Origin of the sequence: Leifsonia aquatica H1aii (assembly GCF_000633535.1) — a bacterium.
GTDB classification, from domain to species: Bacteria; Actinomycetota; Actinomycetes; order Actinomycetales; family Microbacteriaceae; genus Leifsonia; species Leifsonia aquatica_A.
Genome location: NZ_AYMR01000030.1, coordinates 1 through 24,499, shown reverse-complemented (window position 1 = coordinate 24,499; position 24,499 = coordinate 1). Strand labels below are relative to the sequence as shown.

Genomic DNA, 24,499 nt, shown 5'->3' with positions numbered 1-24,499 from the left:
TCCCGAGCGACCGCAGTCGCGTCACCCCTCGACCGGGGCCGCCCCCACCTGGGTGCGCCACCACGGGGTCTCCACGAAACCGCGCTTGAGGTACAGCAGCTCCATCGCTCCCGTCCAGCCTTCGACGCCCTCCAGCGCCGACAGGGTGTGCGAGATGAAGTCGTTCAGCTCGGCGACCGACGGGGTGATCAGCTCGCAGAACAGCGAGTTGTCGTCCAGGATCGCCGCGAGATACCGCACCGCCGGGTACGCCGAGAGCGCGTTCGCCACGGCCTCCAACTGAGCGGGCGCCACGCGCACGAGCAGCAACGTCTCGGCGCCCATCCCCAGCGCGGCCGCGGGGACGAGCGTCAGGATGTCGACGCAGCCCTTCGCGCGCAGGCGGTCGAACCGGCGCCGCACGCTCGACTCGTTCATGCCGGTCTTGTCGCCGATGGACTGGAACGTGACCCGGCCGTCCTCCCGGAGCTCGGTGAGGATGCGGCGGTCGGCGTCGTCGAAGTGTGCGGGCTCGCAGTACTCCGGGTCGATCAGGGACGTCTTCTCCGACTCGGCGGGCAGCTTCATGGTCTCGGCGTAGAGCTGCCGGCTCCAGTCGTGCCGCACCTTGTAGACGTGCATGATGATGTCGCTGCGCCAGCGCTTGATGCCCGCGATCGACTGCAGCGACTGGATGAGCTTCGGATAGTGCGCAGCTCCTCCGGTCACCACGACCTCGGCCATGATGTCGTACTGGCCGGTCACGAGCGTGAGGAAGCGGACGTCCTCGTGCGCGACCAGCGCGGCTGCGACCTCCAGCTGCGTACCCGGTCGGCAGTTCAGGCGCACGAGGAAGGAGTCCACCTGCCCCGAGCTGCCGAGCGCGGGGACGATCGCGATGCGCACGATGCCGTCGGCGACCAGCTGCTGGCCGCGGCGCGCGACCGTAGCGGTCGAACTGCCGACCATGTCGGCGATGGCGGTCCAGCTGGCGCGCCCGTCGTGCTGCAGCGCGACGATGATCTTGCGGTCGAGTTCGTCGAGGGTGTCGAGCGCCTTCACGCGGCCGTGCCCGACCGCGGCGGCGCGACCTGGTGCAGGAAGCCGCGAACCGTGGCCGTCCATTCCTCCGCCTCCTCGATCTGGGGCGAGTGCCCCGACTTCTCGAAGATCGCCAACCGCGCATCCGGGATGAGCGAGACGATCGTCTCGCTGCACGAGACCGGAGTGATCCAGTCCGTGCGCCCCACCGTGACCAGGGTCGGTGCGCTGATCCCGGGGAGAGCCCCCTTCAGATCATAGTTCGGCAGGTTCTTCGAGAACGCGTAGTTGTGCGCCTCGTAGCGATACGGGGTCGCGGCGACCTTGCGGTCGACGGCATCCGGGTCGTAGACGAAGTCGTAGAGCGGGAGGATCTCGCGCCAGCAGTCGCGCAGGTCGTCGTCGTCGCGCACCCGCCCCTCGTCGATCCGGTCGAACTTGTCCATGTCGACGGTGACGCGATCGGAGGCGAGGGCGTTGGCGCGCGAGAGCTCCGAGTGGGAGTTGTCGGGCGCGGTGTCCCGCAGCACGAGGGCCTGCACGCGCTCGGGGTACCGCATGGCGTACTCCATCGACATGAAGCCGCCGTACGAGCCGCCGGCCATGACGATGCGCTCGGCGCCGATCCACTCGCGGAGCGCGTCGATGTCGGCCGCCCACTGCTCGTGGCTGAACTCTCCGGACCCTTCGCTCTCGCCGGAGCCGCGCGCGTCGAACACGACCACGCGGTACTCGTCGGCGAGCCGGCCGAAGCTGGCACGGGGCTCGGCGCGCGAGCCGAGCCCGGGAGCTCCGTGGTGCGTGATGATGACCGGCGCGCCCTCGGGGCCGAGCACCTCCACGGCGAGGCGGTTGCCGTTGATCTCGACGAACTCGGCGGTGGTGGTCGCGGCGGCGAACTCCGGGGAGACGTCCTGGGTTCCGGTCACGGTGGGTCCTTTCTTCAGAGGGCGTTGGTCTTCAGAGGGCGTTGGTCTTCAGAGGGCGATGGTGCAGGAGTCGAGGTCGCGGGGGAAGGCGGTCAGCGGGCGGGAGCCCTCCGGCGTCACCAGCATGCTGTCCGAGATCCGGTAACCGGCATGGCCGGGGATGTAGATTCCCGGCTCGTTCGAGACGATCATGCCCGCTTCGAGCGGGGTCTCGTCACCGTCTTCGAGCCACGGCGGTTCGTGCATGCCGAGGCCGATGCCGTGGCCCTGCCGGTGGCGTAGGTACTCGCCGAGCCCGGCGTCGCGGATCACGTCCAGGCAGTTGCGGTTGGCATTGCGGCACTCGCGTCCCGGCCGGATCGCCCGGCCGCCGATCTCCTGCGCGAGCCGCACGGCGTCATGGTAGCGGCGCTGCTCGGCGGTGGGCTCGCCCAGCACGAAGGTGCGCTCGCCCTCCACGAAGCGGCCGCCCACGGCGCAGCCCAGCGACAGCATGAACGTGTCGCCCGGTCGCAGCCGATACCCCGACGGGAGGCCGTGCGGATACGCGGAGTTCGCTCCCGAGTAGACGAGCCCGCCGGCCAGCGGGGAGACGACGATCACATCGTCATGCTCCGCGTACATCGTGGCGACGCCGACCCCGCCGACGTGCGAGGCCAGCTCGGCCTCCGTCGGCAGGGTCGCGCCCGCCGTGATGCTCTCGCGCACCAGGGCGACGCCCGCCTCCAGCATGAGGTCGGTGATCCGCGCCGCCTCCGCGTGCAGCGCGACCTCCTCGGGAAGCTTGACGAAACGGGCGACGGTCACGATCGGGGTGGGGACGGCCTCGCCGACGGCGAGCTCGGTGAACGCGGCGTGCTGCCGCTCCCAGGCCATGCCGGTCGAATAGCCGACGCGGCCGGCACGACCGACCCGGGAGGCGAGCGCGCGGAACGGCGGGACGACACCGGGGAACTCGGCGTAGGAGACGATCTCGGCGCGCGCGTGCTGCCGCTCGGCGTTCTCGCGCTCGAGCTCCGGCACGAGCAGCACGGCGCCGCCGTCGGCGCCCAGCCACACGGCGACCGGTCGCTCGCAGGGGTGGTGGAAGAAGCCGGTCAGGTACGCGACGTCCTCGGGCGCGTCGGTCAGCAGGGCGTCGAGGCCCTCCGATCGCATGCGCTCGCGCACGCGGTCCTGCAGCCGGTCGAGAGCGTCGGCGCTCAGGCGGGTGGTGAACACGGTCCTCCTTCGTCGATGCGGACGGGACGGGTCAGCGGCGGCGCGACCGCGGGTTGCGGGCGTCGTTGTAGGCGATCGAGAGCAGCGTCGCCGAGAGCACGAGCAGCAGGATCGCGATGGACGGGAACAAAGTCAGCCACCAGGCGCTCGACATGGCCCCCGACTGCTGCGCCTCGTAGAGGATGCGGCCCCACGACCACACGTTGGGGTCGCCGAGTCCGAGGAACGCGAGGCCGGCGGCGGAGAGCACCGCGCGGGAGGCGGTCACCACGACGGAGACCACGATGACCGGGGTGACCGCCGGGACGACGTGCCGCACGATGATCCACAGCGGCGACGTGGTCATGAGCCGGGCGGCGTCCACATAGGGCAGCCGCACGACCGTGAGGGCCTGCGACCGCACCAGGCGCGTGACCTCCGGCCAGGAGAACGCGGCGACGACGAGGATGATCGTCCCGGTGCTCGGCCCGACCAGCGCAGCGATGAGGATCATGAGCGGCAGCACGGGCAGCGACAGGGTGAGGTCCACGATGACGCTGATGAAACCGTCGAGCCGCTGGAAGTAGGCGCCGACCACGGCGATCAGCGTGCCGACGACGATCGCGATGGCGGAGGCGGCGACGGCCACGAGGATGCTCTGCTGCGAGCCCCAGACCACCTCGCCGAACACGTCGCGTCCGAGGCTGTCGGTGCCGAACCAGTGGGCGAGGCTCGGCGGGGCGAGCACCGGGTCGCCGTAGCTCGGCGGGTACGGGGCGATGAGCGGCGCAGCGATGGCGACGACGGTGAGCAGGATGAGCACGCCGAGCGCCAGCATCCCGAGCGGCTCGCGCCGGAACGCCTTCCACGTCTGCGCGCTCGCGCGGCCGTTCCCGAGGGCGACGGGTTCGAGCCCGACCGCCTCCTCGGTGACCGTCGCCGCGTTCTGGGTGGTCGCGTCGGTCATGCCTTCTTCACTCTCGGGTCGAGGAAACCGTAGACGGTGTCGGTGATCATGTTCGCGACCACCACCGTGATCGCGAGCATCAGGAACGCGCCCTGGAGCACGGGGAAGTCGAGCTGCGTGACGGCCTCGTAGATGCCGCGGCCGATCCCCGGGTAGGCGAACACGGTCTCCGTGAGCACCGCGCCTCCCACGAGGAAGCCGAGCTGCAGACCGATGAGGGTGGTGGTCGGCAGCAGCGCATTGCGCAGAGCGTGCTTCCACAGCACCCGGCGGTAGGGCAGGCCGTTCGCCTTGGCGAGGGTGGTGTAGTCCTCCCCCAGCGCGTCGATCAGCGTCGAGCGCATCGTCAGCACGTAGCTGCCGAGCTGCACCAGCATCAGCGAGAGCGCGGGGAGGACGAGATGGGCGGCGACGCTCCCGTACCAGGCGAGCCCGTACGCGTCCTGGTCGTACGCCCCGCCGATGGGCAGCCACCCGAGCATCAGCCCGAAGACGAACAACAGCAGCACGCCGATGCTCGGCACGAAGATGGACTGCCCGGTCACGCCGATGATCTGCACCAGGCGGTCGAGGAAGCGGCCGCGGTGGGAGGCCGCCAGCACCCCGAGCGGGATGCCGACGACCACCGTGGCCACGAGCGCGGTGCCCGTGAGCAGCAGCGTCCACGGGAGTCGTTGCATGAGCACGTCGAGCACAGGAATCGACTGCGTGAACGACACCCCCAGATTGCCCTGAAGGAGCTGCCACAGATAGATGCCGTACTGCACGATCAGCGGCTGATCGAGCCCGTACTGCTGGAGCAGGGCCGCCCGCGCGTCCTCGGTCATGTTCGGGCTGGCGACGGCCAGCGCCGGGTCTCCGGGCAGCAGGCGCAGCAGGAGGAAGGTCACGGTGACGGCGAACCACACCGTGAGCACACCCCGGCCGAGCCGTGGGAGGAGGAACAGGAACCGGGACACGCGGGCGTACCTCTGCTTTCGGTTACTTGCCGGTCGGGTGCGCGCTGGCCAGCGACACCGGGTTGACGATGGAGAGCAGCTCGCTCGGCTTCGAGACGAAGCCGGTCCACTTGGAGGAGTGCGCGAAGTACAGGTTCTGCGTGTACATGATGTTGTCGTACACGTTGTCCCGCACGATCTTCGCGGCCTCCCGCATCAGCTTCACCTTCTGGTCCTTGTCGGTCGTCGCGGTGCCCTGGGCGATCAGGTCGTTGAGCTTCGCGTCGTCGACGTAGGTGTAGTTGATGGCGCCGCCCGGCAGGTAGGCGAGCGTCATGTTCGTCACCGGGTCGTCCATGATGGCGAAGTTGCCGGCGTAGATGTCGAAGTCGCCCTTGTTCGTCATCGCGAGGTACGTGTTGCGCTCGGTGCCCTGCAACTCGATCGCGATGCCCGCCTTCGCCGCACTGTCCTTCACCAGGGTCGCCCACTGGCTGGTGACGCTGTCCTGCAGCGAGTAGATCAGGCGGAACTTCAGCGGGAACATGCCGTCGGAGCCGGCGGTGTAGCCCGCCTTCTGCATCAGGCTGCGCGACTCGTCGGTGTCGAAGGCGTACTCCGTGATCGACGTGTCGTAGTAGTCCTTCAGCACCGGCATGAGCGGGCTCGACCCCGTGGAGACGGCCTGGCCCTGCAGCACGACCTTGCGGATGGCGTCGTAGTCGACGGCGTGCGCGAGGGCCTGCCGCACCTCGACCTTCGCCAGGTCCGCGTTGTTCATGTTGTAGGTCATGTGCGCGTAGCCGAGTCCGACGGCCTCCTCGACGGCGATGCCGCTCGTGGCCTTGAGCTTCGCGACCTGCGCAGGCGGGAGGGCGTTGGCGATCACGTCGACCTCGCCGCTCTGCAGGGCCAGGATCTCGGTGTTGATGTCCGGGAACACGCGGTAGACCACCGAGGCGGACAGCGGCGTGCCGCCCTCGACCAGCGGGTAGTCCGCGACGCGCTCGAGCGTGTAGCTCTGCCCGGTCTGCACCTTCGTCAGCTTGTAGGGACCGGCGCTGACCCAGCCGCCGTCCTTGCCGTCGTTCGGGAACGTCGCGACCGACTCCGCCTTCTCGAAGACGTGCTTCGGGACGATGTTGCCCCAGAAGCCGATCTCCTCGACGATCGACGAGTCCGGCTTGGTGAGGGTGAACTCGACCCGGGTCTTCGAGACGGCCTTCGCGGTGTCGAGGTTGGTGAGCTGGCCGTAGAACGTGCCGGACGGCTTGTCCTTCTTGACCGCGTTCATCGTCCACGCCACGTCCTCGGCGGTCAACGGCTCGCCGTCGCTCCACTTCAGGTCGTCGCGGATCTCGTAGAAGCCGGTGGTGTCGTCCACGTAGCCCCATTTGGTCGCGACCTGCGGCTCCTTCGAACCGTCGTTCGCGATGCTCAGGAGGTGCGGGTACATGAGGTTCGTGATCCAGTAGTCGCTGCGGCTGTTGCCGACCAGCGGGTTGTAGTTCACGACGTCGGTGGTCGTGGCGACCGTCAGCGTCTGCGAACCGGCGGTCGCCGAGCCGGCGGCCGGCGGCGCGCTGGGGGCGCAGGCGCTGAGCGCCAGCGCTGACGCGGCGAGCAGGGCCGCTGCGAATGCGATCTTCCGTGGGCGCATCAGACCCACACCTCCTTCAGGACCCGCAGAGTGTTGCCACCCACGACGGCGCGGATCTCGTCGTCGGAGTAGTCGTGCTTCACCAGCCAGCCGATGATGTTGTAGAACTCCTCGGCCGGGTTCTCGAGGCCGTCGACGTACTCGACCTTCTCGTAGTCGACGTGCCCGTGCGCTTGGCCGATGGACAGGTTGGACGAGAACGCGTCGTGCAGTCCGACGTGGTCGCCGAAGAGCGTGTCGGGGCCGAAGCTGACGTGCTCGAGGCCGACCAGGTCGACGCAGTACTGGAAGTGGTCCATCACCGACTCCAGCGAGTGGCGCGGGTGCGCCGGCGACAGCGTCGTGTGCGGTGCCGCCTCGATGCCGATGACCCCACCGCGCTTCGCACACTCGATGATCGTCTCGTCGGTCTTCATGCGGTTCGTCGGCCACAGCCCGCGGGCGCCGGCGTGGGTGATGAAGGTCGGCTTGGTGGAGGCCTTGATCGCGTCGACCGCGGTGCGGTCGCCCGAGTGCGAGACGTCGATGGCGATGCCGAGCTTGTTCATCCGCTCGACCGCGCGCTCCCCGAAGTAGGTGAGTCCGCCGTCGCCGCGCTCCTTGAGGCCCGAGCCGAGGGTGTTCGCCTCGGAGTAGGCGATGCCCATCTGGCGCACGCCGAAGCCGTAGAGCACGTCGAGCCGGTCGACCTCGTTCTCGATCATCGTGGACGCCTCGAGCGCGAAGACGTGCGCGATGCGACCCGTCTCGGCGGCGTACTCGATGTCCTTGATCGTCTCGCCCTTGATGACGAAGTCCTGGTGCGCGAGGTCCGCCATGCGCACGCCGAGGTCGAAGAGCACGTCCTGGTACTTCCAGCCGGCGTCGCTCGAGATGCAACAGGTGCCGTCCATCCCGTTGTCGAAGACGGCCGTGATGCCCGAGCGGCTGAGGCCCTCATAGCCGGTTGGTTCGCGACCCTGCCGGATGTGGTCGCGCAGCTGCGTCATGTCCTCCGGGAAGACCTGCACGTGGTCGTGCAGCGAGATGACGGTGGATTCGGCCAGGAGGCGCGTGGTGCGCTCGACCTGGGCGTCGTTCAGTCCGAGACCGGCGTACGCGGGGACGCGGCCGATCTGCTGGGCGTAGCGGAACTCCCGGTAGTCCTTGCCGGCCTCGAGGTAGTCGTAGGCCGTGTAGCCGGTGTAGCGGGGGGACGGGTCGAGCACGCTTTCTCCTTCGTTCCTGGTGAGGTGCGGTCGAGGTGCGCCTGAGGCGCAACAGGACACAATCTCGCGGATATTCGGCATCTGTGTCAACATGAGTTTGAAAATTCGGCAAATTCGTTTCTTGATTGAAACATTCCGGAAATCACTCACATGCGAGGATGTCAGCGTGGACACTACGAATCCCCCCGGCGACGAGGTGTTGCGGGTACGCAACCTCTCCGTCGCGTTCACCGGCTCCGGGCCGGACATCCCGGCCGTGCGCGGCGTCGACGTCAGCGTGGGCCGCGGCGAGTTCGTCGCGCTGCTCGGCGAGTCCGGTTCCGGCAAGTCGGTCACGGCACGCGCGATCATGGGCCTCGGCGACGAGTTCACGCGGGTGACCGCCGACGAACTGCGGCTCGGCGACGTCGATCTCCTGCACCTGACCGAGGAGAAGCGGCGGCGCCTCCGCGGCGAGCGCATCGCCCTCGTCCTGCAGGACGCGCTCTCGGCGCTCAACCCGGTCATGACGATCGGCGACCAGATCGGAGAGCTCTTCCGGGTCCATCGCGGGGCGAGCCGCAAGCAGGCCCGCGCCCGCGCCGTCGACCTGCTCGGTCTCGTCGGCATCCCGGCGCCGTCGCGGCGAGTCGACGACTATCCGCACCAGTTCTCCGGCGGCATGCGGCAGCGCATCCTGATCGCGATGGCGATCTCCCTCGAGCCCGAGCTGCTCATCGCCGACGAGCCGACCACCGCGCTCGACGTCACGGTGCAGGCGCAGATCCTCGACCTGCTCGGCTCGCTGCGCGATCAGCTCGGGATGGGCATCCTGCTCATCACGCACGACCTCGGCGTCGTGATGGAGGTCGCCGATCATGTCTCCGTCATGTACGCGGGCCGGATCGTCGAGAGCGGCAGTGCCGACGCCGTCTTCGCACACCCCGCGCACCCGTACACCGAGGCGCTGCTGCGCTCCGTGCCGCAGGCGGCCCAGCGCGGCTCCGACCTGCTGACCATCCCCGGCTCGCCCCCCAGCCCGGCCCGTGTGCCGCAGGGCTGCTCGTTCCATCCGCGCTGTCACCTCGCGGTGGACGCGTGCGCCACCACTCGGCCTCCGCTGCTGGAGGTCGCCGCCGGCAGGCGGGCCGCCTGCCTCCGATCCGAGGAGCTCATCGGTGAACTCGTCTGACCCCCGCGCCGGGGCCGTCCTCCCCCGCCCCGCCGACGACGGCACACCCGAGGTCGTGCTGGGTGCGTCCGGCCTGGTGCGTCGCTTCGCCACCGGGTCCCGCCTGCGGCCGGCGACGGTGTCGGCGGTCGACGGCATCAGTCTCGAGCTCCACGCCGGCGAGGTGCTCGGCATCGTCGGCGAGTCCGGGTGCGGCAAGTCCACCCTCGCCCGGATGCTCGTCGGCCTCGAGCGCCCCGACGAGGGAACGCTCACCTACCGCGGCCGCGATGTCGGCCGCGGACGACTCAGCGATCGCAAGCACCTGCGACAGGGCGTCCAGATGATCTTCCAGGACCCCTACGCCTCCCTGGACCCCCGGATGACCGTGCTCGACATCGTCACCGAGCCCATCGCCGCGGCCCGCACGATGAACCGCGCCCAGCGTCGCGCCCGCGCCATCGAGCTGCTGGAGCTGGTCGGTCTCGGCGAGGACATGCTCGGCCGGTTCGCCCACCAGTTCTCCGGCGGCCAGCGTCAGCGCATCGGTATCGCCCGCGCCCTCGCCCTGGACCCCGACGTGCTCGTCTGCGACGAGCCGGTGTCGGCCCTGGACGTCTCGGTGCAGGCTCAGGTCATCAATCTCCTCGGCGACATCCGCCGCCGCCTCGGCGTCTCGATCGTCTTCATCGCCCACGATCTCTCGGTCGTGCGTCACATCGCCGACCGCGTCGCCGTCATGTACCTCGGCCGGATCGCCGAGATCGGCGACACCGAGGCCGTCTACGATCATCCCTCGCACCCGTACACCCAGGCGCTGCTGTCAGCGACACCGACCGCCACCCGCGAGGGCCGCGGCCGCCTCTCGCAGCGCCGCATCCTCGGCGGCGAGCCTCCGTCGCCCGTCGACCCGCCCGCCGGTTGCCGCTTCAACCCGCGGTGCTGGATGGCGACCGACGAGTGCAGGGAGGCCGTGCCGCCCCTGCGCGCCCTGGCCGGCCCGGGGATCCCGCTGCGGGACGTGTCGTGCCACCACGCCGAGGAGGCCGTCCTGACGGGGTAGGTTCCGCTCCTTAACCCGCCAGCCCGAGGAACGAGCATCGCCCGCTCGACCTCGACGAGCTGCATCGCCGTGAGCCGGCCGACACGTTCCTGGACACTGCTGCGACGCACCGTCGTGAGTTTGTCGATCATGCTCAGCGAACTCTCACGACGAAAGGCCCGCGGTTCACCGCGGGCCTTTCGTGTTCTTCCGAGCCGCCCAAGGGAATCGAACCCTTGACCTTCTCATTACGAGTGAGATGCTCTGCCGACTGAGCTAGGGCGGCGTGGGCCGGGCTTCCGCTCGGCGCACAGTCAGATAGCTTACCCGATCCCGAGGGCGCTCTCGACCAGTGCGCTCCCGATCACACAACCGGGAGCCGCCGGTGTCAGTGGACCTGCCTGCCGAGCGCCTGGAGCTCGTCGAACGATGCGCGGAGCCGGTCGGCCAGCGACTCGACGCCGCCGTGGTCGGCCCAGCACGACCACGCGTGGCGCATGCCGGCGAAGGCGACATAGGTGACCAGTCGGGCACGCTGGTGCAGTGCCTCGGGATCCTCGGCGAGGGCCGGGTCGTCATGGGCGAGTCGACGCTGCACGACAGCGCTGAGCGCGTCCTCGAACTTGTGCATGCTGGCCATGCGCTGGGCGAAGAGCTCCGGATTGTCCTTCAGCAGGGCGCGACGGAGGACGTGCATCTCCTGCAGGCTCGTCGCCGCGTCGCCCGGGGCCGCCGTGTCGCCCGGATCGACCGGCCCGGTCTCCCCCAGCTCGCCGCCGTCGATCGCGGCGATCAGCAGCAGGCTCATCCCGTGCAGGATCGGCTCCTCCGGACCGGCCGCGATGAACCGGTCGACGGCCTCCTCGTCCGGCAGCTCCGGGAGCTCGCCGATGATCGCCGTCTCCTTGGAGGGGAAGTAGTTGAAGAAGGTGCGCGGCGACACATTGGCGGCATGGCTGATCTCGTCGACGGTGACCTTGTCGAAGCCGCGCTCGCTGGTGAGGGTGAGCGCGGCGAGCTGGATGGCGCGCCGGGTGGCGATCCGCTTGCGCTCGCGCAGGCCGAGCTCGGGATCCACCGCAGAGTCAGGTGCCACAGTCACAGGAGGATTATTTCATCCTCTGCAAAATTGCACCACTCGATCGATCGCGTGTGACGGCGAGGGTCGCGCTCAGCACGTCTTGCCCTCCGCGGGCAGCGTGCCCTTGACCAGGAACTCGTCCACCGTGTCGTTCACGCACGAGTTCGACTTGTTGTAGGCGGTGTGGCCCTCGCCCTTGTAGGTCAGCAGGTGGCCGTTCTGCAGTTCGCCCGCCAGGTTCTTCGCCCACACGTACGGGGTCGCCGGGTCGTTGGTCGTACCGACCACCAGGATCGGCGCGGAGCCGGCCGCAGCGATCGGCCCGCGCTGCACGGTCGTCTTGAACGGCCAGGACGCGCAGCCGATATCGCCGTACGCCATGTACGGCCCGATGACCGGCGCGTCCGCGGCCAGCTCGGCGGCCTGGGCGCGCATCGTCGCCGGGTCCGCGTCGTACGAGTAGTCGAGGCAGTTGATCGCCATGAACGCCTCGGTGGAGTTGTCCGAGTAGGTGCCGTCGTTGTCGCGGCTGTTGTACGCGTCGGCGAGAGTGAACGCGACCGATGCGCTCCCCCGCATGACGGATTCGAACATCTGGCTGAGATAGGACCAGCCGTTCGCGTCGTAGAGCGGGTAGATGATCGCCGTGACGAGCGTGTTCGCGCCCAGCTCGCGGCCGTCGGAGTTGCGGATCGGGCTCTTCTCGACCGATGCCAGCAGCGCCGAGATGGTCTTCATCCCGTCGTCCACGGTGCCGTTGAAGGGGCAGTCCTTCTGCGTGAGGCAGTCCTTCAGGTAGGCGCGCAGCGCGCTCTCGAAGCCCTGCGCCTGCACCTTGGTCACGTCGAAGTTGCTCGCCGCCGGATCGAGCGCGCCGTCGAGGACCAGGCGCCCGGTCTTGCCCGGGTAGAGGTCGGCGTACACGGCGCCGAGATAGGTGCCGTACGAGTACCCGAGATAGTTGAGCTTCGTGTCGCCGAGCACCGCGCGCAGCAGGTCGAGGTCGCGGGCGGCGCTCACCGTGTCGACATGGTCGAGCATGGCGCCGGTGTTCTTGGCGCAGGCCGCGCCGAACGCGGTCGACGCCGTGGTGTTGGCGGCGATCCACTCGTCCGAGCCGCGGACCCCCGGGGTGATGTCGTAGAGGTAGCCGTCCATCTGCTTCGCGTCGTAGCACTTCACGGCAGTGGACCGGCCCACCCCGCGGGGATCGAAGCCGACCACGTCGAAGTGGTCCTGCAGCGTGCTGTCGGTCGCGTAGCCGACGCTGTCCTTGACGAAGTCGTAGCCGGAGGCGCCCGGACCGCCCGGGTTCACGAGCAGGGAGCCCTGCTTGGTGCCCTTCGCCTTCTGACGGATGAGTGCCAGCTCGATCTCGCCGGCCGCCGGGTCGTCCCACTTCAGGGGCGCCTTCGCGGTGGTGCACTGCATGCCGCCGGAGCAGCTGCTCCACTTCAGCACCTGTCCGTAGAACGGCTTCAGCGCGGCGGAGACGTCCTCCTGGACGGGCGTGGAGGTCGCTGCCGTCTTGGGCGGGATGAACCAGGTCACGCATCCGCTCAGGGTGAGCGCGGCGACCGCGGCGATCGCGACGGCTGCCATCCGAAAAGCGCGACGGCGTGCGGTGGTACGGCCCGGGCGGGAGGTCACAGGTCGATCCCCTTTCGCGCGGCGTCGCCGCGAAGGATGGTGGTCAGCATCGCCTCCAGGGCCAGCGCCGGCGCGACGTTTCCGTCGATCCGCTCGCGAGCCGTCTGCACGGCGTCCATCGCTGCGAGCGTAGCGGCGGGAGTCGTATGGGCGCTGAGAGCCTCGAGCCGGTCCAGCAGCTCGAGGTTCACCAGCTCGCTCTCGCTGCCGAGCTGCAGCATCATCACATCGCGGTACAGCGATTGCAGATCGACCAGGATGCGGTCGATCCCGTCGCGCAGGCTGCGCGTCGCGCGCCGCTTCTGGTCCTCTTCGAGCTGTCGCAGCTGACCGCGCAGTGCGGGCGGGACGGTGCCGCCGGGTTCGACTCCGAGCGAGCGCAGGGCGTGCTCGCGCTCCTCGGCGTCGCGCTCCTCGGTGATCGCCTTCGCATCCGCGCCTGCGATCTCCAGCAGCGAGGCGGCTGCCAGCACGGCGCCCGACACCGACCGGATGCCGAGCGCGAGCGCCAGGGTCTCCGAGCGGCGGCGACGGGCCTCCTCGTTCGTGGCGAGGCGGTGCGCCATGCCGATGTGGCTCTGCGCGTGCCGGGCCGCCCGCTCGGCGGTCGCGGCGTCGACGCCGTCGCGTCGCTCGATCAGGGCGGCCACGTCGGCCACGCTGGGGACCTTCAGTCGCACCGTGCGCACGCGCGAGCGGATGGTCGGGAGCAGGTCGGCGTCGCTCGGCGCGCAGAGGATCCACACAGTGCGCTCCGGCGGCTCCTCCAGCGCTTTCAGCAGGACGTTGGAGGTGCGCTCGCTCATGCGGTCGGCGTCTTCGATCACCATGACGCGGAACCGTCCGACCGAGGGCGAGAACTGGGAGCTCGAGACCAGGGCGCGCACCTCGTCGATGGAGATGATGACGCGCTCCGTGCTGAGCACGGCCAGGTCGGGGTGCGTCCGCGCGTCCACCTGCTGCCGTGTGGCCAGGTCGCCGTCCGGTGTTCCCGGGCTCAGCAGGGCCGTCGCGAAGGCGTAGGCGAGGTTGGAACGACCCGATCCGGGCGGGCCGGTGATCAGCCAGGAGTGGGTCATGCTGCGAGGGTCGGTGCCTGTGGCGGCGGCGCGGACGACCGCGATGGCGTCGTCCTGCCCCGTCAGGTCATCCCACACCGCCATGCGTTCCAGGCTAGCGCCCACGGCGGACACCGGTCCGGTCAGACCCGGTCATCGAGCCGCCGCCGGATGTCGGCCGCGATCTCGTCGATCGGCCGGGCGGCGTCCACGACGAGGAAGCGCTCCGGCTCCTGCGCGGCGAGGTCGAGGTACGCGGCCCGGACCCGGGCGTGGAACTCAGCGCGCTCCGCCTCCAACCGGTCGTACCGGGTGCGTGCGGTGTCGAGGCGCGCCCGTGCCGCGGCCTCGTCGAGGTCGAGCAGGATGGTCAGGTCCGGCTGCAGCCCCTCGGCGGCCCACAGCGAGAGGTCCCGGACCTCGTCGCCCCCGAGCACGCGTCCCGCGCCCTGGTAGGCGACGGAGGAGTCGATGTATCGGTCCTGGACGACGACGTCGCCGCGCTCGAGGGCGGGACGGACCAGCGTCGCCACGTGGTGCGCCCGATCCGCCGCGTAGAGCAGGGCTTCGGCGCGCGGGGCGATGTCGCCGCGATGGTGCAGGACGATCTCGCGGATCTCGACCCCGGCGACCGTTCCACCGGGCTCCCGCGTGCGCACGACCGTGCGCCCGCGGGACTCGAGCCATTCGGTCAAGAGGGCGGCCTGGGTCGATTTGCCCACCCCGTCGCCGCCCTCGAGCGTGATGAAGAGCCCGCTCACTCGTCCGCCGGCTTCGCCGCGGCCTTCTTCGCCGCAGTGGTCTTCGCCGCAGTGGTCTTGGCCACAGTCGTCTTTGCGGCGGTCGCCTTCGTGGTCGTCGCCTTCTTCGCCGCGGCCGTCTTCGCGGGCGCCTTGCGCGTCGTCGTCTTCTTCGCGGCGGGCTTCTTGGCCGGTCCCTTCGCGCGCTTGTCGGCAAGCAGCTGCACGGCGCGCTCGAAGTCGACCTCCTCGACCGTCTCGCCGCGGGGGATGGTCGCGTTCGTCTCCCCGTCGGTGACGTAGGGGCCGAACCGGCCGTCCTTGACCTTGATCGGCTTGCCGCTGACCGGGTCGGCGTCAAACTCCTTGAGAGCGCTGGAGGCACGGCGGTTGCCGTACTTCGGCTGCGCGAAGAGCTCCTGGGCGCCGGCGAGGTCGACGGTGAAGATGTCGTCTTCGCTGGTCAGCGAGCGCGTATCGGTGCCCTTCTTCAGGTAAGGCCCGTAGCGTCCGTTGGCCGCCTGGATCTCGTCGCCGCTCTCGGGGTCGACACCCACGACGCGGGGGAGGTCGAGCAGCTTGAGCGCGGTCTCGAGGTCGAGGGATGCGATATCCATCGACGCGAAGAGGGAGGCGGTGCGCTGCTTGGGGGCCGCGGCCTTCTTCGCCGGCTTCTTGGTCTCGACGACCTCGCCCGTCGTGGCGTCGGCCACCGGGTCCTCCTCCGGGTCCGCCTCCGTGACGTACGGACCGAACCGGCCGTCCTTCGCCAGCACCAGCTTGCCGTTGTCCGGGTTGGAGCCGAGCACGCGGTCGGTCTGGACCGGGGCGTCGATCAGCTCGTGCGCTTTCGCCGGGGTGAGCTCGTCCGGAGCGAGCTCCGGCGGCAGGTTCACCCGCCGGGGGGTCGCGTCCGCGGCGGCCTCGGGGTCGGTGACTTCGAGGTAGGGGCCGTACTTGCCGATGCGCAGCGTCACACCGTCGTCGATCGCGATCGAGTTGATGCTGCGAGCGTCGATCTCGCCGAGGTTGTCGATCACCCGGCGCAGACCCTTGTGCTTGTCGCTGCCGAAATAGAAGCTGTTCAGCCAGTCGACCCGTTCGGCCGCGCCGTCCGCGATCCGGTCGAGGTCGTCTTCCATCTCGGCCGTGAAGTCGTACTGGACGAGGTCGCCGAAGTAGTCCTCCAAGAGCCGCACCACCGAGAAGGCGATCCAGCTCGGGACGAGGGCCTGGCCGCGCTGCGTGACGTAGCCGCGATCGATGATCGTCGAGATGATGCTCGCGAAGGTGGAGGGGCGCCCGATGCCGAGCTCCTCCAGAGACTTCACCAGGCTCGCCTCGGTGTAGCGCGGCGGCGGGGTGGTCTCGTGACCGTCCGCCTCGACCTCGGCGACCGCGAGGGTCTGCTTCGGCTCGAGCGGCGGCAGCTTGGCCTCGGCCGCGTCGGACGAGTTGCGCTCCTCGTCCTTGCTCTCCTCGTAGGCGTTGAGGAAGCCGCGGAACGTGATGACGGTGCCGCTGGCGGTGAACTCGGCGACGGTGCCGTCGAGGGGGCCGTCGGCGACCTTCGCCTCGACGGTGACGGAGGCCGTCTGCCCCTTGGCGTCGGCCATCTGCGAGGCGACGGTGCGCTTCCAGATCAGGTCGTAGAGGCGGAACTCGTTGCCACGGAGAACCTTCTCGAGTTCGGCCGGTGTACGGAACACCTCTCCCGACGGACGGATGGCCTCGTGCGCCTCCTGCGCGTTCTTGCTCTTCGAGGCGTAGGTGCGCGGCTTGTCCGGGACCGTCTCCGGTCCGTAGAGCTTCGCGGCCTGGGTGCGCGCAGCGTTCGTCGCCTGCTGCGACAGCGACGCCGAGTCGGTGCGCATATAGGTGATGTAGCCGTTCTCGTAGAGCGTCTGCGCGACGCTCATCGTCTGGCGGGCCGAGAACCGCAGCTTGCGGGCGGCCTCCTGCTGCATCGTCGAGGTCGTGAACGGCGCGGCCGGCCGGCGGGAGTAGGGCTTGGACTCCACCTTCGAGACCACTACGACGGTGCTCGGCTGGCGGATCGCTGCGGCGAGCGTCTGCGCGGCGTCCTCGTCGAGGGTCCGGGCGTCGGACGTCAGGCGGCCGTGGTCGTCGAAGTCGCGGCCGGTGGCCACGCGGGATCCGTCTACCCGAGCGAGGCGCGCTTGGAAGGAGGAGCCCTCCTCCGGGGCGAGCTGGGCGGTCAGGCCCCAGTACGAGGCGGGGACGAACGCGAGACGCTCGCGCTCGCGGTCGACGACGAGGCGGGTGGCGGCGGACTGGACGCGGCCGGCGGAGAGACCCGGTCCCACCTTGCGCCACAGTACCGGCGAGACCTCATAGCCGTAGAGCCGGTCGAGGATGCGCCGCGTCTCCTGAGCGTCGACGAGGGCCGTGTCGATCTCACGGGTGTTGTCCCGCGCCTTCTCGATGGCCTCCCGGGTGATCTCGTGGAAAACCATCCGCTTGACCGGGACCTTCGGCTTGAGCACCTCGATGAGGTGCCAGGCGATGGCCTCTCCTTCGCGGTCCTCATCCGTAGCGAGCAGGAGCTCGTCGGCGTTCTTGAGCGCTCGCTTGAGGTCGGCGACCGTCTTCTTCTTCTGGTCGGAGACGACGTAGTACGGCTCGAAGTCCTTCTCGACGTCGACCGAGAACTTCCCGAGCGACCCCTTCTTGAGCTCCGGGGGCAGGTTCTTGGGCTCGATCAGGTCGCGGATGTGACCGACGGAGGCCATCACCTCGTATCCGTCGCCCAGGTACTGGGCGATCGACTTCACCTTGTTCGGAGACTCGACGATGACGAGTTTCTTCGTGTCAGGCACCTGACTCCTCTTATATGTACGACGATGTCGCCCCGACCGATGTCGGTAGCACGCCTCCCGCGGATGCGCCGCGGAGCCCGGTCCTCGGCGAAAAGCCGGACGAGCGTGGGCCGGACGGCCCAACAGGCAAACCATACACACCTTGCCCGGCGGTGTGCCTAATCCGCAGTGGTCCGTTCGCCCTGGGCGCAGGAGCTGCGGTCGGATGATCTCTTGTGGCGCCGAGCCCGCCGAGGACAATGGAAGCATGGCAACGACATCACTGACGACGTACACCGCCAAGCTGACGGACGGCCCCCTCGAGGGCAAGACCATCACGACCGAGTTCCTCTCCTCCGGAGACCCGCGCCCCCGCCTGGAGATCCCCGCGCCGGTGGGCGGCAAGCGCTACGTCTACGTCCGGCTTTCCGGGACCGGCACCGAATACACCTCCACCGACACCAGCTCCGGTCGGCCGAGTGCGGTCGGCTACCGCTATCTGGAGACCGTCTTCGACTGAGGTTCCCGGCCGATCGAACCCGCCCGGCCGGTCCCGCGCGGGCCCGGCCCGCTGCGTGCAGGCCACCGGGCAGTCCCACCCCGACGGTGACCCTGACTTCGACGCCGTCGGGCGCGCACTCGTCGAGGCGGGCGCCGTTGGCCGAGGCGACCTCGGCCGCGGTCGTGCACGCCTCCCCTCCCACGCGGCCGATCAGGGTGTCCGCTGCAGCGAGCGCCGCGAGGTCGGCCACCGTCTCCGCCCGCCGTTGACCGATGAAGACCCCGCACAACACCAACGTGGCGGAGATGACCGCCGCCATCGCGCCGATCATCGCGAGGACCAGCACGCTCGCCCCTCCCCTCTCGCTGCCGAGGCAACCGTCCGGAGCAGCGTCCGGCCGACCCCCGGGTACGGCGACCTGCCCCGATTTCACACGTGGTCGCGGCACCTGTCGACGCGCGCCTCCGGCCCGGTGCCCGGACCGGGCGGCAGCCGGCGTCACGGTTCGCCCTCGTCGAGTGCGCACGCCCGCCCGGCGATCCGGAGGCCGAGCGCCCCCAGACCGACCACCGCGCTGCGAGCCGACATCGTGACGCACACCATCCCTCGGCTGCGCTCGATCGTCCGGTCCGCGCCGGCGCCGGACGCCAGGTCCGCCCCGCGTGGCGCTTCCCCTCGTCCGATCAGTCGCGCATCGACCGCGGCCGCGTCGATGAGTCTCAGCTGCTGACCGCCGGCCTGGACGGCCCCGATCCCCACGGCGAGGCAGACCAACGCCGCCGGGAGCGCGGCGGCGAACTCCGCCGTCACACTCCCGCGCTCGCCGTCAGCCCGCCATGCTGAGCGCACGGTGCACCAGCTCGGTGAGCATGCCGCGCACCTCGTCGCTGCGCAGGATGACGGCGAGCAGACCGGCGATTCCGACCGCGGCCACGGTGATGACGGCGTACTCCGCCGTCGCCGCCCCGGTCTCATCGCCCAGAGCGGTATGCACCGCCCGGAGACCCCCGCGCCGCCATCCGCCCCCGCGCCGTCGACCGAGCGACCATCGGCCACCCTCCCGCTCGACCTGATCCCCTGTCATCTGCCCGTCCCCCTTCTCCGTGGTCACGACTGCGTACGGTCGCGAATCCCTGTGATCGTCTCGGTGAGATCCGAGCCGCCGTCTTCGTGCGGCCTGGTTCCATCCTTCGTCGTTCGGTTCCGCACGTCCGCCCCGATTCCGGATCGGTGGAGTTCGCTTCAGAAGCCGACGGCTGTGGAGGAGATCAGGCCCAGAACCACCGGGGCGACGCCGAGAAGGAGGAAGGAGGGGAGGACGCAGAGCGTCAGCGGCAGAAGAAGCCGGACACCGAGCTCGGCGGCGCCCCGACGCCCGGATGCACGTGCCGCGCGCCGACGCTGCGCCGCGGACGACGCCAACAGCTCGGCGGCCGGAGCGCCGCTGCGTGCGGACAGGTCGAGCACGGAGCCGATCTCCCGGCCGTCCGACGACCGCACCCCGAGGTTCCTCTCCGTCTCCGCGACGAGACCTTGCGCCCGCTCGATCGAGAGTCCGGCCCGCAGCGCCGAGACGAGCAGCTCCTCGCCCCAGCCCGGCACCGCTCCGTCGGGCGTCGCGCGGCGCACCATCGCCCCGGTCCAGGCCCGTCCGGCGAGGGCCAGGGCCGCACCGAGCGCCAGCAGGACGAGACCGACCGGCGATCCTGTCAGCACGCCGACCACATCCACGCCGAGCAGGAGCGAGAAGCCGATGCCCACGACCGGGAGCCAGGCCACGAACCGCGCCGTCGAACGCGGACCGCTCAGGGCCACCTCCACCTCGCGCGCGATGTCGGCCCGATCGCGCAGCGCCGACGCCGCGCCGCGGAGGGCCGTGCTCATCGGGGACCCTGCGCTCGACGCGACGAGCCAGGCCGCGGCGAGCGCCGTGAGACCGTCGTCACCCGGCGAAGCGACGGCCTCGGCGACCACGGCGTCCTCGACCGGCCGGCCGGCCTCGACCAGCGAAGCGATCCGGCGGATCCGCGGATGCGAGGTCGTCGCGCCGACGTGCCGCCACGCGGAGGCCGGCGCGATCCCCGCATCGAGGAGCACGGCCAGCGCCTCGGTGGCGGTCGCGAACACATCGGCGTCGGTGTCCATGTCTCGCGTACTCCGGCGCCTCCGCGCACGGCGGGCGCCGCCCGCTCCGCCGTCCGGCCCGGGACCGCACAGCGGTCTCACGACGCCCCCGGCGACTCGGACCGGTCGCCATGGTCATCGGGGGCGCCGGCCGCACGCGCTTCGAGCCGTCCCTCCCGGCCGATGACCAGTCGCCCGAACCCGGCCACCCGACGGACGGCTCCGATGCGCTCGACGTGGACCACCAGCCCGATCGCGCTCACGGCCTGCCGGGCGAGGGCGTGCTCCCCGAGCCCCGCGAGCGCGCCGAGTGCCTCCAGCCGGGCCGGGACGTCCCGCAACGAGTTCGCGTGGAGCGTGCCTGCTCCGCCGTCGTGCCCGGTGTTGAGTGCTCCCAGCAGGTCTCGCACCTCTTCTCCTCGGCACTCCCCCAGCACCAGTCGATCCGGACGCATCCGGAGCGCCTCCCGGACGAGTCGGCGCAGATCGACGCCGCCCGCTCCCTCCAGGTTCGGCTGCCGTGCCTGCAGCCCGATCACGTGCGGGTGCGGGATGCGGAGTTCGGCGACGTCCTCGATCACGACGATCCGCTCCGTCGGCGGCGCGTGTGCGAGCAGCGCGGCCAGCAGCGTCGTCTTGCCCGCTCCTCCCGCGCCCGTCACCAGGAGGTTGGTCCGCGCAGCGATCGCATTGCACAGGACCGCGTACTGCGCCCGGTCGAGGGAGCCGGCAGCGGTGAGGTCGGCCAAGGTCGGTGCCGTGCGGTTCGGGATGCGGATGGAGAGGAGGGTGCCGCCGGTGGACACCGGAGGCAGCACCGCGTGCGCGGTGCTGCGCAAACACCTGTTATTCGTCGTAGGCGGGGACGACAGAAACTCGCTCGCGCCAGACTCCCCTACCGCGTCGCGAAGCTGGATTCACCACGACTCGCTTGATGAGCTTCGCGAGGATTGCGCGCTTGGCCGCAACGCTGTAACGCTCCCAATTGCCCGCCAAGGTTAGAGCAAGTTCACGAACGTCGGTCTCTTGGACGGCGACGCGTCGTTGCGTGGAGGCCTCGCGCGCTGCGAGGCTAGCGCGCTGGTCGTCAAGCTGCTTCACTGTCGCGATGTAGGCAGCCTCGGGGATTCTGCCGTCAAGATGCCGGACGGTCAGCTGCGCCATTTGCTGATCGATATGACTAATGCGCTTCTCGATCGCGGCGACGTCGTTGACGGCCCTGGTCCGGGTTGCAGCAGCTCGTGCTTTCGCGTCCATCAACGCGTCGACATCCTCTGCGAACGTCTGAACCCATTCGGTAACGAACTGTTCAAGGAGCGATTGCTTGATGGAAACGCCGAGGACGTCATGAGTCTCCCTCCATCGGGAGCATACGTAGACCTGATCCTTGGAGTTTCTGCTGTGGTGCATCGGAGAGCCGCAGTCGCCACATCTGACCAGTCCAGCGAGAATGTACTCGGGCTCGGCTACTCGAGGGGCCGGAGCGGTGTCGAGCCGCCGCGAAACGTACGCCTGCCATGTTGCATCGTCGATAACCCCTTCATGTGCGCCCTTGGAGTGGGTGGTAGTCCGAATCGATCTATGGCCCGTACGCGGCCCGTAGACGAGCAAGCCGGCCCCGAACCCGGAGTCAAGCATTCCAGTGAGCGAGACGCGCCCCCAGGGCCTGCCAGCGGTCGTTGTAAATCCGGCATCGTTCAGCCACCTGCATACTCGGGTGAAGCTTTCGCCGCGCACGTAGCGCTGGTATGCCTCTCGCAGTGCGGGGCCCGTCACAGGGTCGATTTCGAAGGTGCGCTCACCGGTGCGGCGGTAGCCAAATCGATCAACCCCGCTGTGGGGTAGCCCGAGGCGCCGGCGGCGCGCGTGTGTTTCTTTCCAGACCGATCCGATGCGATCGGATTCGTAGACCGCAAATGCGATCATCTGGTTGAGCATGAGACGCCCTTCGGGCGTCTCCTCGTCGTTAGGTTCGGTCGCGGACTCGATCCGCCCGCCAGCTGTCCGAGCGATCTTGCGCGCCACTGCCCAGTCGTAATCATCGCGAGAGAGCCGGGACCATTTCCAAAGCACAATGACGTCCGCGGCGCGCTGCTCGATCATCTGCATTACGCGCTGTACGGCGGGCCGGTTCCATGTGCGCCCGGAGATGCCGGGATCCGATTCGACGGCGACTACGTCATAGCCCATTCGTGCCGCGTACTCGCGCGCCGCAGTTTCCTGCATCTCGAGGCTGATCGATTCCTCACGATACGTTGACTGCCGCAGGTAGAGAACGGCGCGAGAACTCGCCGTCCGAGTGGTTGGTACGGCGCGAATCATGCGATCTCCAAGAGCCTGATGCTCCCGTGAATGACGGCCCGCTGATAGACCTCAATCATGTGGAGCGTGACGTCGAGCTCGCGCGCGATGGCCAGCGGGTTCGGATTGACGATCTCGGCGCGGGCGTATGCCTCGGGATCGATGATCAGCCGTGCTGCCTCCCGCAGGGCACGGTGCTCAAGGCGAGGGTCACACGACCGGTCCCGATAGAGTGCGTGCGCGTACTCGTGGTACAGCGCTTCCTCCTCGAACGTGTGAGTGAGATTCGCGCGGATTCGGATCTTTCGCTCGTCGTCGAGGTACTCCCCTAGCCGGTACGGCGGCAAGTCGAGCGTGTACTCAAGGTCAACCCCAAGCTGCTCGATCATCTCGTACACGTCCACTCGATCCCCCAGTCACTTTCCCTGCTCGCTACTCGTGCTCGTGCTCCTGGCGCTGCTGCCAGGTCGGCATGTCAAATGCAGCGAGGGCGTGATCTTTCTTAGCGGCGACCTCCGACGAGCCTTCGCGGACGCCGTCAGCAAGCACGCGCATGGCGCCGTTGACTACTGGCGCTCGCCGCAGCTCCGGAATCGATTCGATGAGGGCTCCCATCATCGAAAGCCAGAGCTCGGTCTGCGGCTCGAACTCGGGCGCGCTCGTCTCGATTCCGAGCGCGCCGAGGATCCTTCCGAGGATTTCCGCTTGCGGAGTGGTGCTTCCGTTCTCGATGTTCGAGATCGTCGCGCGCGAGACTTTAGCCTCCTGCGCAAGCTCGGACTGCTTCATGCCCGCAGCTTGTCGAATGGCCTTGATGCGCTTGCCGTATTCGGCGCGCTCTGCCTCGGACAGCTCCGTCAACTTTTTATTTGACATGCTCCCAGGCTATCCGCCTTGATATGGGGCGCACAAGTGGCCGCTTAATTTGACATGGTGGGCAATTACGCGGCGATTAATTCGTAATCACGAGTTGCCGCCATGTCAAAGAATGCGTAATCTCTTTGACATGACAAGCCAAACCGTATCCGCCGGAGAATCCATCCGGGCGCTGCGGCAGCTCGCGGGAATGACCCTGATCGAAGTGGCGGCCGCTGCCGAGACCTCGATCGCGTACTTGAGCAAGGTCGAGACCGGAAAATTCGTCCCGACGAAACAGTACGTAGCGCAGGTCACGACCGCCATTGCCGATCGACTTCGGAGCGTCGCCTGATGGCCACCCTCGCAGAGTGCCTCGACTTCGTCGCTGAGATCGCTCTCGCAGAGGAGATGCGGATCGCCGAAGAACGCGCCGCCGAATCGTCGCGCGCGGCCTGACAAACAGATTCGCCCCGGGGGCAACCGGGGCGAATCGAGAAAGGAACTGTAGTGCAGTCCACCGACATCATACCTCCCACCCCTGACGGGATCCGGGTCACCATCACCGATCTCAAGACCGGCGAGTCAGCGTCTCGCGAGATCTGGGACGACTTCATGGTCGTCACGGCCGGGAACCGAGAGATCACCAACATCATGGCCTACGGCAACGGCACGCAGGTCGTCACCGTCAAGGCGGTGCACTGATGGACACCATCAAGACCCGCGGCAACTACTCGCCGCCCTCCCCCGACCTTGTCCGCATCGACCTCGGTGCAACCTTCTACGCCCTCGCCGTCGCCCTCGCCGTGGCCGGGGACGAACGGGAGGCGATGTTCCGATGAATCGACTCGACCACGACCCGCAGCGACCGAACGGAGCAGCTGTGGCTGCGGCGGTCATTGCCTTCGGGGTGTTCGCACCGGCGGCACTGTTCGCGGTCGGCGCCATCATCGCGGCCGGCGTCCGGGCGGTGATGGGGCTGTGAGCAGGTTCGTGTTCCGTGTGCTCGTCGTCGCCCTGCTCGTCGGGCTAGCTGTCCTCCTGGGTGCCGTGTTCGTGGCGCAGGGGGTGGTGCAGCGATGAAGACGTTCCTGGTGCTCGCCTTCCTCGCTTCCGTGGTTGTCGCGTTCGGCGGCGCCCTCATCAATCAGGACCTTCTGTACCGCCTCGGCGCGGTGCTGTCCATCCTCACCTTGCTCGGCGCGTACGGCGCCAGCCGACTCAACGATCACATTGAAGGAGATGACCAGTGAGC

The 24,499-nt window shown here is 69.0% G+C and carries 27 protein-coding genes, 1 tRNA gene and 1 pseudogene; 8 read left to right on the top strand and 21 right to left on the bottom strand.

Translation table 11 applies throughout. The features are described from left to right. Positions 1-21 precede the first annotated feature (21 nt). From U870_RS0119930 to U870_RS0119900, 7 genes are read right to left on the bottom strand one after another with little or no spacing between them, the layout of a single operon-like run. Entirely contained in the window at positions 22-1,104 is a 1,083-nt protein-coding gene (locus U870_RS0119930; RefSeq protein ID WP_240183763.1) for an Lrp/AsnC family transcriptional regulator, read from the bottom strand. Beyond that, positions 1,038-1,949 carry an alpha/beta fold hydrolase gene (locus U870_RS0119925; RefSeq protein ID WP_025159126.1) on the bottom strand — a complete coding sequence of 304 codons (912 nt, stop codon included), beginning with the start codon at positions 1,947-1,949 and terminating at the stop codon, positions 1,038-1,040. Before U870_RS0119925 ends, U870_RS0119930 begins: the two co-directional genes overlap by 67 nt. A 48-nt stretch (positions 1,950-1,997) precedes the next feature. Next, a complete protein-coding gene (locus tag U870_RS0119920; protein ID WP_025159125.1) occupies positions 1,998-3,170 on the bottom strand; it encodes a M24 family metallopeptidase in 1,173 nt (390 codons plus the stop codon). A gap of 31 nt (positions 3,171-3,201) precedes the next feature. Beyond that, positions 3,202-4,116 carry an ABC transporter permease gene (locus tag U870_RS0119915; protein WP_025159124.1) on the bottom strand — a complete coding sequence of 305 codons (915 nt, stop codon included), beginning with the start codon at positions 4,114-4,116 and terminating at the stop codon, positions 3,202-3,204. Then, entirely contained in the window at positions 4,113-5,075 is a 963-nt protein-coding gene (locus tag U870_RS0119910; protein WP_025159123.1) for an ABC transporter permease, read from the bottom strand. Before U870_RS0119910 ends, U870_RS0119915 begins: the two co-directional genes overlap by 4 nt. A 22-nt stretch (positions 5,076-5,097) precedes the next feature. Next, the gene (locus tag U870_RS0119905) at positions 5,098-6,714 is read right to left on the bottom strand and encodes an ABC transporter substrate-binding protein (protein WP_025159122.1); all 1,617 of its coding nucleotides are present in this window, start codon (positions 6,712-6,714) and stop codon (positions 5,098-5,100) included. After that, complete coding sequence (locus U870_RS0119900) at positions 6,714-7,922, bottom strand: dipeptidase (RefSeq protein ID WP_025159121.1); 1,209 nt, start codon at positions 7,920-7,922, stop codon at positions 6,714-6,716. Before U870_RS0119900 ends, U870_RS0119905 begins: the two co-directional genes overlap by 1 nt. 166 nt (positions 7,923-8,088) lie before the next feature. Between U870_RS0119900 and U870_RS0119895 the strand changes: the two genes are divergently transcribed. Further along, positions 8,089-9,093, top strand: a complete 1,005-nt coding sequence (locus U870_RS0119895) for an ABC transporter ATP-binding protein (RefSeq protein ID WP_029947913.1) — start codon at positions 8,089-8,091, stop codon at positions 9,091-9,093. Next, complete coding sequence (locus U870_RS0119890; RefSeq protein WP_025159119.1) at positions 9,080-10,135, top strand: ABC transporter ATP-binding protein; 1,056 nt, start codon at positions 9,080-9,082, stop codon at positions 10,133-10,135. Before U870_RS0119895 ends, U870_RS0119890 begins: the two co-directional genes overlap by 14 nt. A gap of 192 nt (positions 10,136-10,327) precedes the next feature. Here U870_RS0119890 and U870_RS0119885 read toward each other — a convergent pair. The 6 genes from U870_RS0119885 to topA form a co-directional block, all read right to left on the bottom strand. Continuing rightward, positions 10,328-10,400, bottom strand: a tRNA-Thr gene (locus U870_RS0119885). A gap of 102 nt (positions 10,401-10,502) precedes the next feature. Then, positions 10,503-11,216: a TetR family transcriptional regulator gene (locus tag U870_RS0119880; RefSeq protein WP_240183762.1), complete on the bottom strand. Its 714-nt coding sequence runs from the start codon at positions 11,214-11,216 to the stop codon at positions 10,503-10,505. A 69-nt stretch (positions 11,217-11,285) separates the two neighbouring features. After that, entirely contained in the window at positions 11,286-12,797 is a 1,512-nt protein-coding gene (locus tag U870_RS0119875; protein WP_115644473.1) for an alpha/beta hydrolase, read from the bottom strand. A 44-nt stretch (positions 12,798-12,841) separates the two neighbouring features. After that, positions 12,842-14,008: a DNA polymerase III subunit delta' gene (locus tag U870_RS0119870; protein ID WP_025159116.1), complete on the bottom strand. Its 1,167-nt coding sequence runs from the start codon at positions 14,006-14,008 to the stop codon at positions 12,842-12,844. A 38-nt stretch (positions 14,009-14,046) separates the two neighbouring features. Next, positions 14,047-14,664, bottom strand: coding sequence for a dTMP kinase (tmk, locus tag U870_RS0119865; protein WP_025159115.1), 618 nt, complete (start codon positions 14,662-14,664; stop codon positions 14,047-14,049). Continuing rightward, positions 14,661-17,483: a type I DNA topoisomerase gene (gene topA / locus U870_RS0119860; protein WP_025159114.1), complete on the bottom strand. Its 2,823-nt coding sequence runs from the start codon at positions 17,481-17,483 to the stop codon at positions 14,661-14,663. Before topA ends, tmk begins: the two co-directional genes overlap by 4 nt. Before the next feature lie 247 nt (positions 17,484-17,730). Between topA and U870_RS0119855 the strand changes: the two genes are divergently transcribed. Continuing rightward, on the top strand, positions 17,731-17,982 hold the full coding sequence (locus tag U870_RS0119855; RefSeq protein ID WP_025159113.1) for a hypothetical protein: 252 nt from the start codon (positions 17,731-17,733) through the stop codon (positions 17,980-17,982). Between the two features lie 40 nt (positions 17,983-18,022). On the opposite strand, the pseudogene U870_RS25080 reads toward U870_RS0119855, so the two are convergent. The 8 genes and pseudogenes from U870_RS25080 to U870_RS23350 all read right to left on the bottom strand — a co-directional run. Next, positions 18,023-18,397 (bottom strand): annotated as a pseudogene (locus U870_RS25080) (Rv3654c family TadE-like protein); the annotation flags it as partial. A gap of 65 nt (positions 18,398-18,462) precedes the next feature. Continuing rightward, the gene (locus tag U870_RS0119850; RefSeq protein WP_025159112.1) at positions 18,463-18,774 is read right to left on the bottom strand and encodes a TadE family type IV pilus minor pilin; all 312 of its coding nucleotides are present in this window, start codon (positions 18,772-18,774) and stop codon (positions 18,463-18,465) included. Positions 18,775-18,790: 16 nt separating this feature from the next. Continuing rightward, the gene (locus tag U870_RS23785) at positions 18,791-18,958 is read right to left on the bottom strand and encodes a DUF4244 domain-containing protein (RefSeq protein ID WP_240183761.1); all 168 of its coding nucleotides are present in this window, start codon (positions 18,956-18,958) and stop codon (positions 18,791-18,793) included. Positions 18,959-19,206: 248 nt separating this feature from the next. Beyond that, on the bottom strand, positions 19,207-20,109 hold the full coding sequence (locus U870_RS0119840; RefSeq protein WP_025159111.1) for a type II secretion system F family protein: 903 nt from the start codon (positions 20,107-20,109) through the stop codon (positions 19,207-19,209). A gap of 77 nt (positions 20,110-20,186) precedes the next feature. Next, entirely contained in the window at positions 20,187-20,927 is a 741-nt protein-coding gene (locus U870_RS0119835; protein WP_025159110.1) for an ATPase, T2SS/T4P/T4SS family, read from the bottom strand. Positions 20,928-20,934: 7 nt separating this feature from the next. Further along, positions 20,935-22,410, bottom strand: coding sequence for a recombinase family protein (locus tag U870_RS0119830; protein ID WP_081815375.1), 1,476 nt, complete (start codon positions 22,408-22,410; stop codon positions 20,935-20,937). Continuing rightward, positions 22,407-22,787: an ImmA/IrrE family metallo-endopeptidase gene (locus U870_RS0119825; RefSeq protein ID WP_162819204.1), complete on the bottom strand. Its 381-nt coding sequence runs from the start codon at positions 22,785-22,787 to the stop codon at positions 22,407-22,409. The genes U870_RS0119830 and U870_RS0119825 overlap by 4 nt, the downstream gene beginning before the upstream one ends. Before the next feature lie 34 nt (positions 22,788-22,821). Beyond that, on the bottom strand, positions 22,822-23,265 hold the full coding sequence (locus U870_RS23350) for a helix-turn-helix domain-containing protein (RefSeq protein WP_025159107.1): 444 nt from the start codon (positions 23,263-23,265) through the stop codon (positions 22,822-22,824). A gap of 130 nt (positions 23,266-23,395) precedes the next feature. On the opposite strand from U870_RS23350, the gene U870_RS0119815 reads away from it, so the two are divergent. The 5 genes from U870_RS0119815 to U870_RS24475 all read left to right on the top strand — a co-directional run bounded on the left by U870_RS0119815 (position 23,396) and on the right by U870_RS24475 (position 24,497). Beyond that, positions 23,396-23,599 (top strand): helix-turn-helix domain-containing protein, encoded by a 204-nt coding sequence (locus tag U870_RS0119815; protein ID WP_162819203.1) that lies wholly within the window; start codon positions 23,396-23,398, stop codon positions 23,597-23,599. A 155-nt stretch (positions 23,600-23,754) separates the two neighbouring features. Then, positions 23,755-23,949 (top strand): hypothetical protein, encoded by a 195-nt coding sequence (locus U870_RS0119805; protein ID WP_025159105.1) that lies wholly within the window; start codon positions 23,755-23,757, stop codon positions 23,947-23,949. Then, a complete protein-coding gene (locus U870_RS24485) occupies positions 23,949-24,086 on the top strand; it encodes a hypothetical protein (protein ID WP_162819202.1) in 138 nt (45 codons plus the stop codon). Before U870_RS0119805 ends, U870_RS24485 begins: the two co-directional genes overlap by 1 nt. After that, on the top strand, positions 24,083-24,229 hold the full coding sequence (locus tag U870_RS24480) for a hypothetical protein (RefSeq protein ID WP_162819201.1): 147 nt from the start codon (positions 24,083-24,085) through the stop codon (positions 24,227-24,229). The genes U870_RS24485 and U870_RS24480 overlap by 4 nt, the downstream gene beginning before the upstream one ends. A gap of 94 nt (positions 24,230-24,323) precedes the next feature. Continuing rightward, on the top strand, positions 24,324-24,497 hold the full coding sequence (locus U870_RS24475; protein WP_162819200.1) for a hypothetical protein: 174 nt from the start codon (positions 24,324-24,326) through the stop codon (positions 24,495-24,497). Positions 24,498-24,499 lie beyond the last annotated feature (2 nt).

Bases quoted from the DNA above. Each gene is read 5' to 3' on its own strand.
- U870_RS0119930 (WP_240183763.1), bottom strand. From the start codon at position 1,104: ATGGACGGCCACGGTTCGCGGCTTCCTGCACCAGGTCGCGCCGCCGCG.
- U870_RS0119915 (WP_025159124.1), bottom strand. From the start codon at position 4,116: ATGACCGACGCGACCACCCAGAACGCGGCGACGGTCACCGAGGAGGCG.
- U870_RS0119905 (WP_025159122.1), bottom strand. From the start codon at position 6,714: ATGCGCCCACGGAAGATCGCATTCGCAGCGGCCCTGCTCGCCGCGTCA.
- U870_RS0119875 (WP_115644473.1), bottom strand. From the start codon at position 12,797: ATGGCAGCCGTCGCGATCGCCGCGGTCGCCGCGCTCACCCTGAGCGGA.
- U870_RS0119870 (WP_025159116.1), bottom strand. From the start codon at position 14,008: ATGGCGGTGTGGGATGACCTGACGGGGCAGGACGACGCCATCGCGGTC.
- U870_RS0119855 (WP_025159113.1), top strand. From the start codon at position 17,731: ATGGCAACGACATCACTGACGACGTACACCGCCAAGCTGACGGACGGC.
- U870_RS0119840 (WP_025159111.1), bottom strand. From the start codon at position 20,109: ATGGACACCGACGCCGATGTGTTCGCGACCGCCACCGAGGCGCTGGCC.
- U870_RS0119830 (WP_081815375.1), bottom strand. From the start codon at position 22,410: ATGATTCGCGCCGTACCAACCACTCGGACGGCGAGTTCTCGCGCCGTT.
- U870_RS23350 (WP_025159107.1), bottom strand. From the start codon at position 23,265: ATGTCAAATAAAAAGTTGACGGAGCTGTCCGAGGCAGAGCGCGCCGAA.
- U870_RS0119815 (WP_162819203.1), top strand. From the start codon at position 23,396: ATGACAAGCCAAACCGTATCCGCCGGAGAATCCATCCGGGCGCTGCGG.
- U870_RS24485 (WP_162819202.1), top strand. From the start codon at position 23,949: ATGGACACCATCAAGACCCGCGGCAACTACTCGCCGCCCTCCCCCGAC.
- U870_RS24480 (WP_162819201.1), top strand. From the start codon at position 24,083: ATGAATCGACTCGACCACGACCCGCAGCGACCGAACGGAGCAGCTGTG.
- U870_RS24475 (WP_162819200.1), top strand. From the start codon at position 24,324: ATGAAGACGTTCCTGGTGCTCGCCTTCCTCGCTTCCGTGGTTGTCGCG.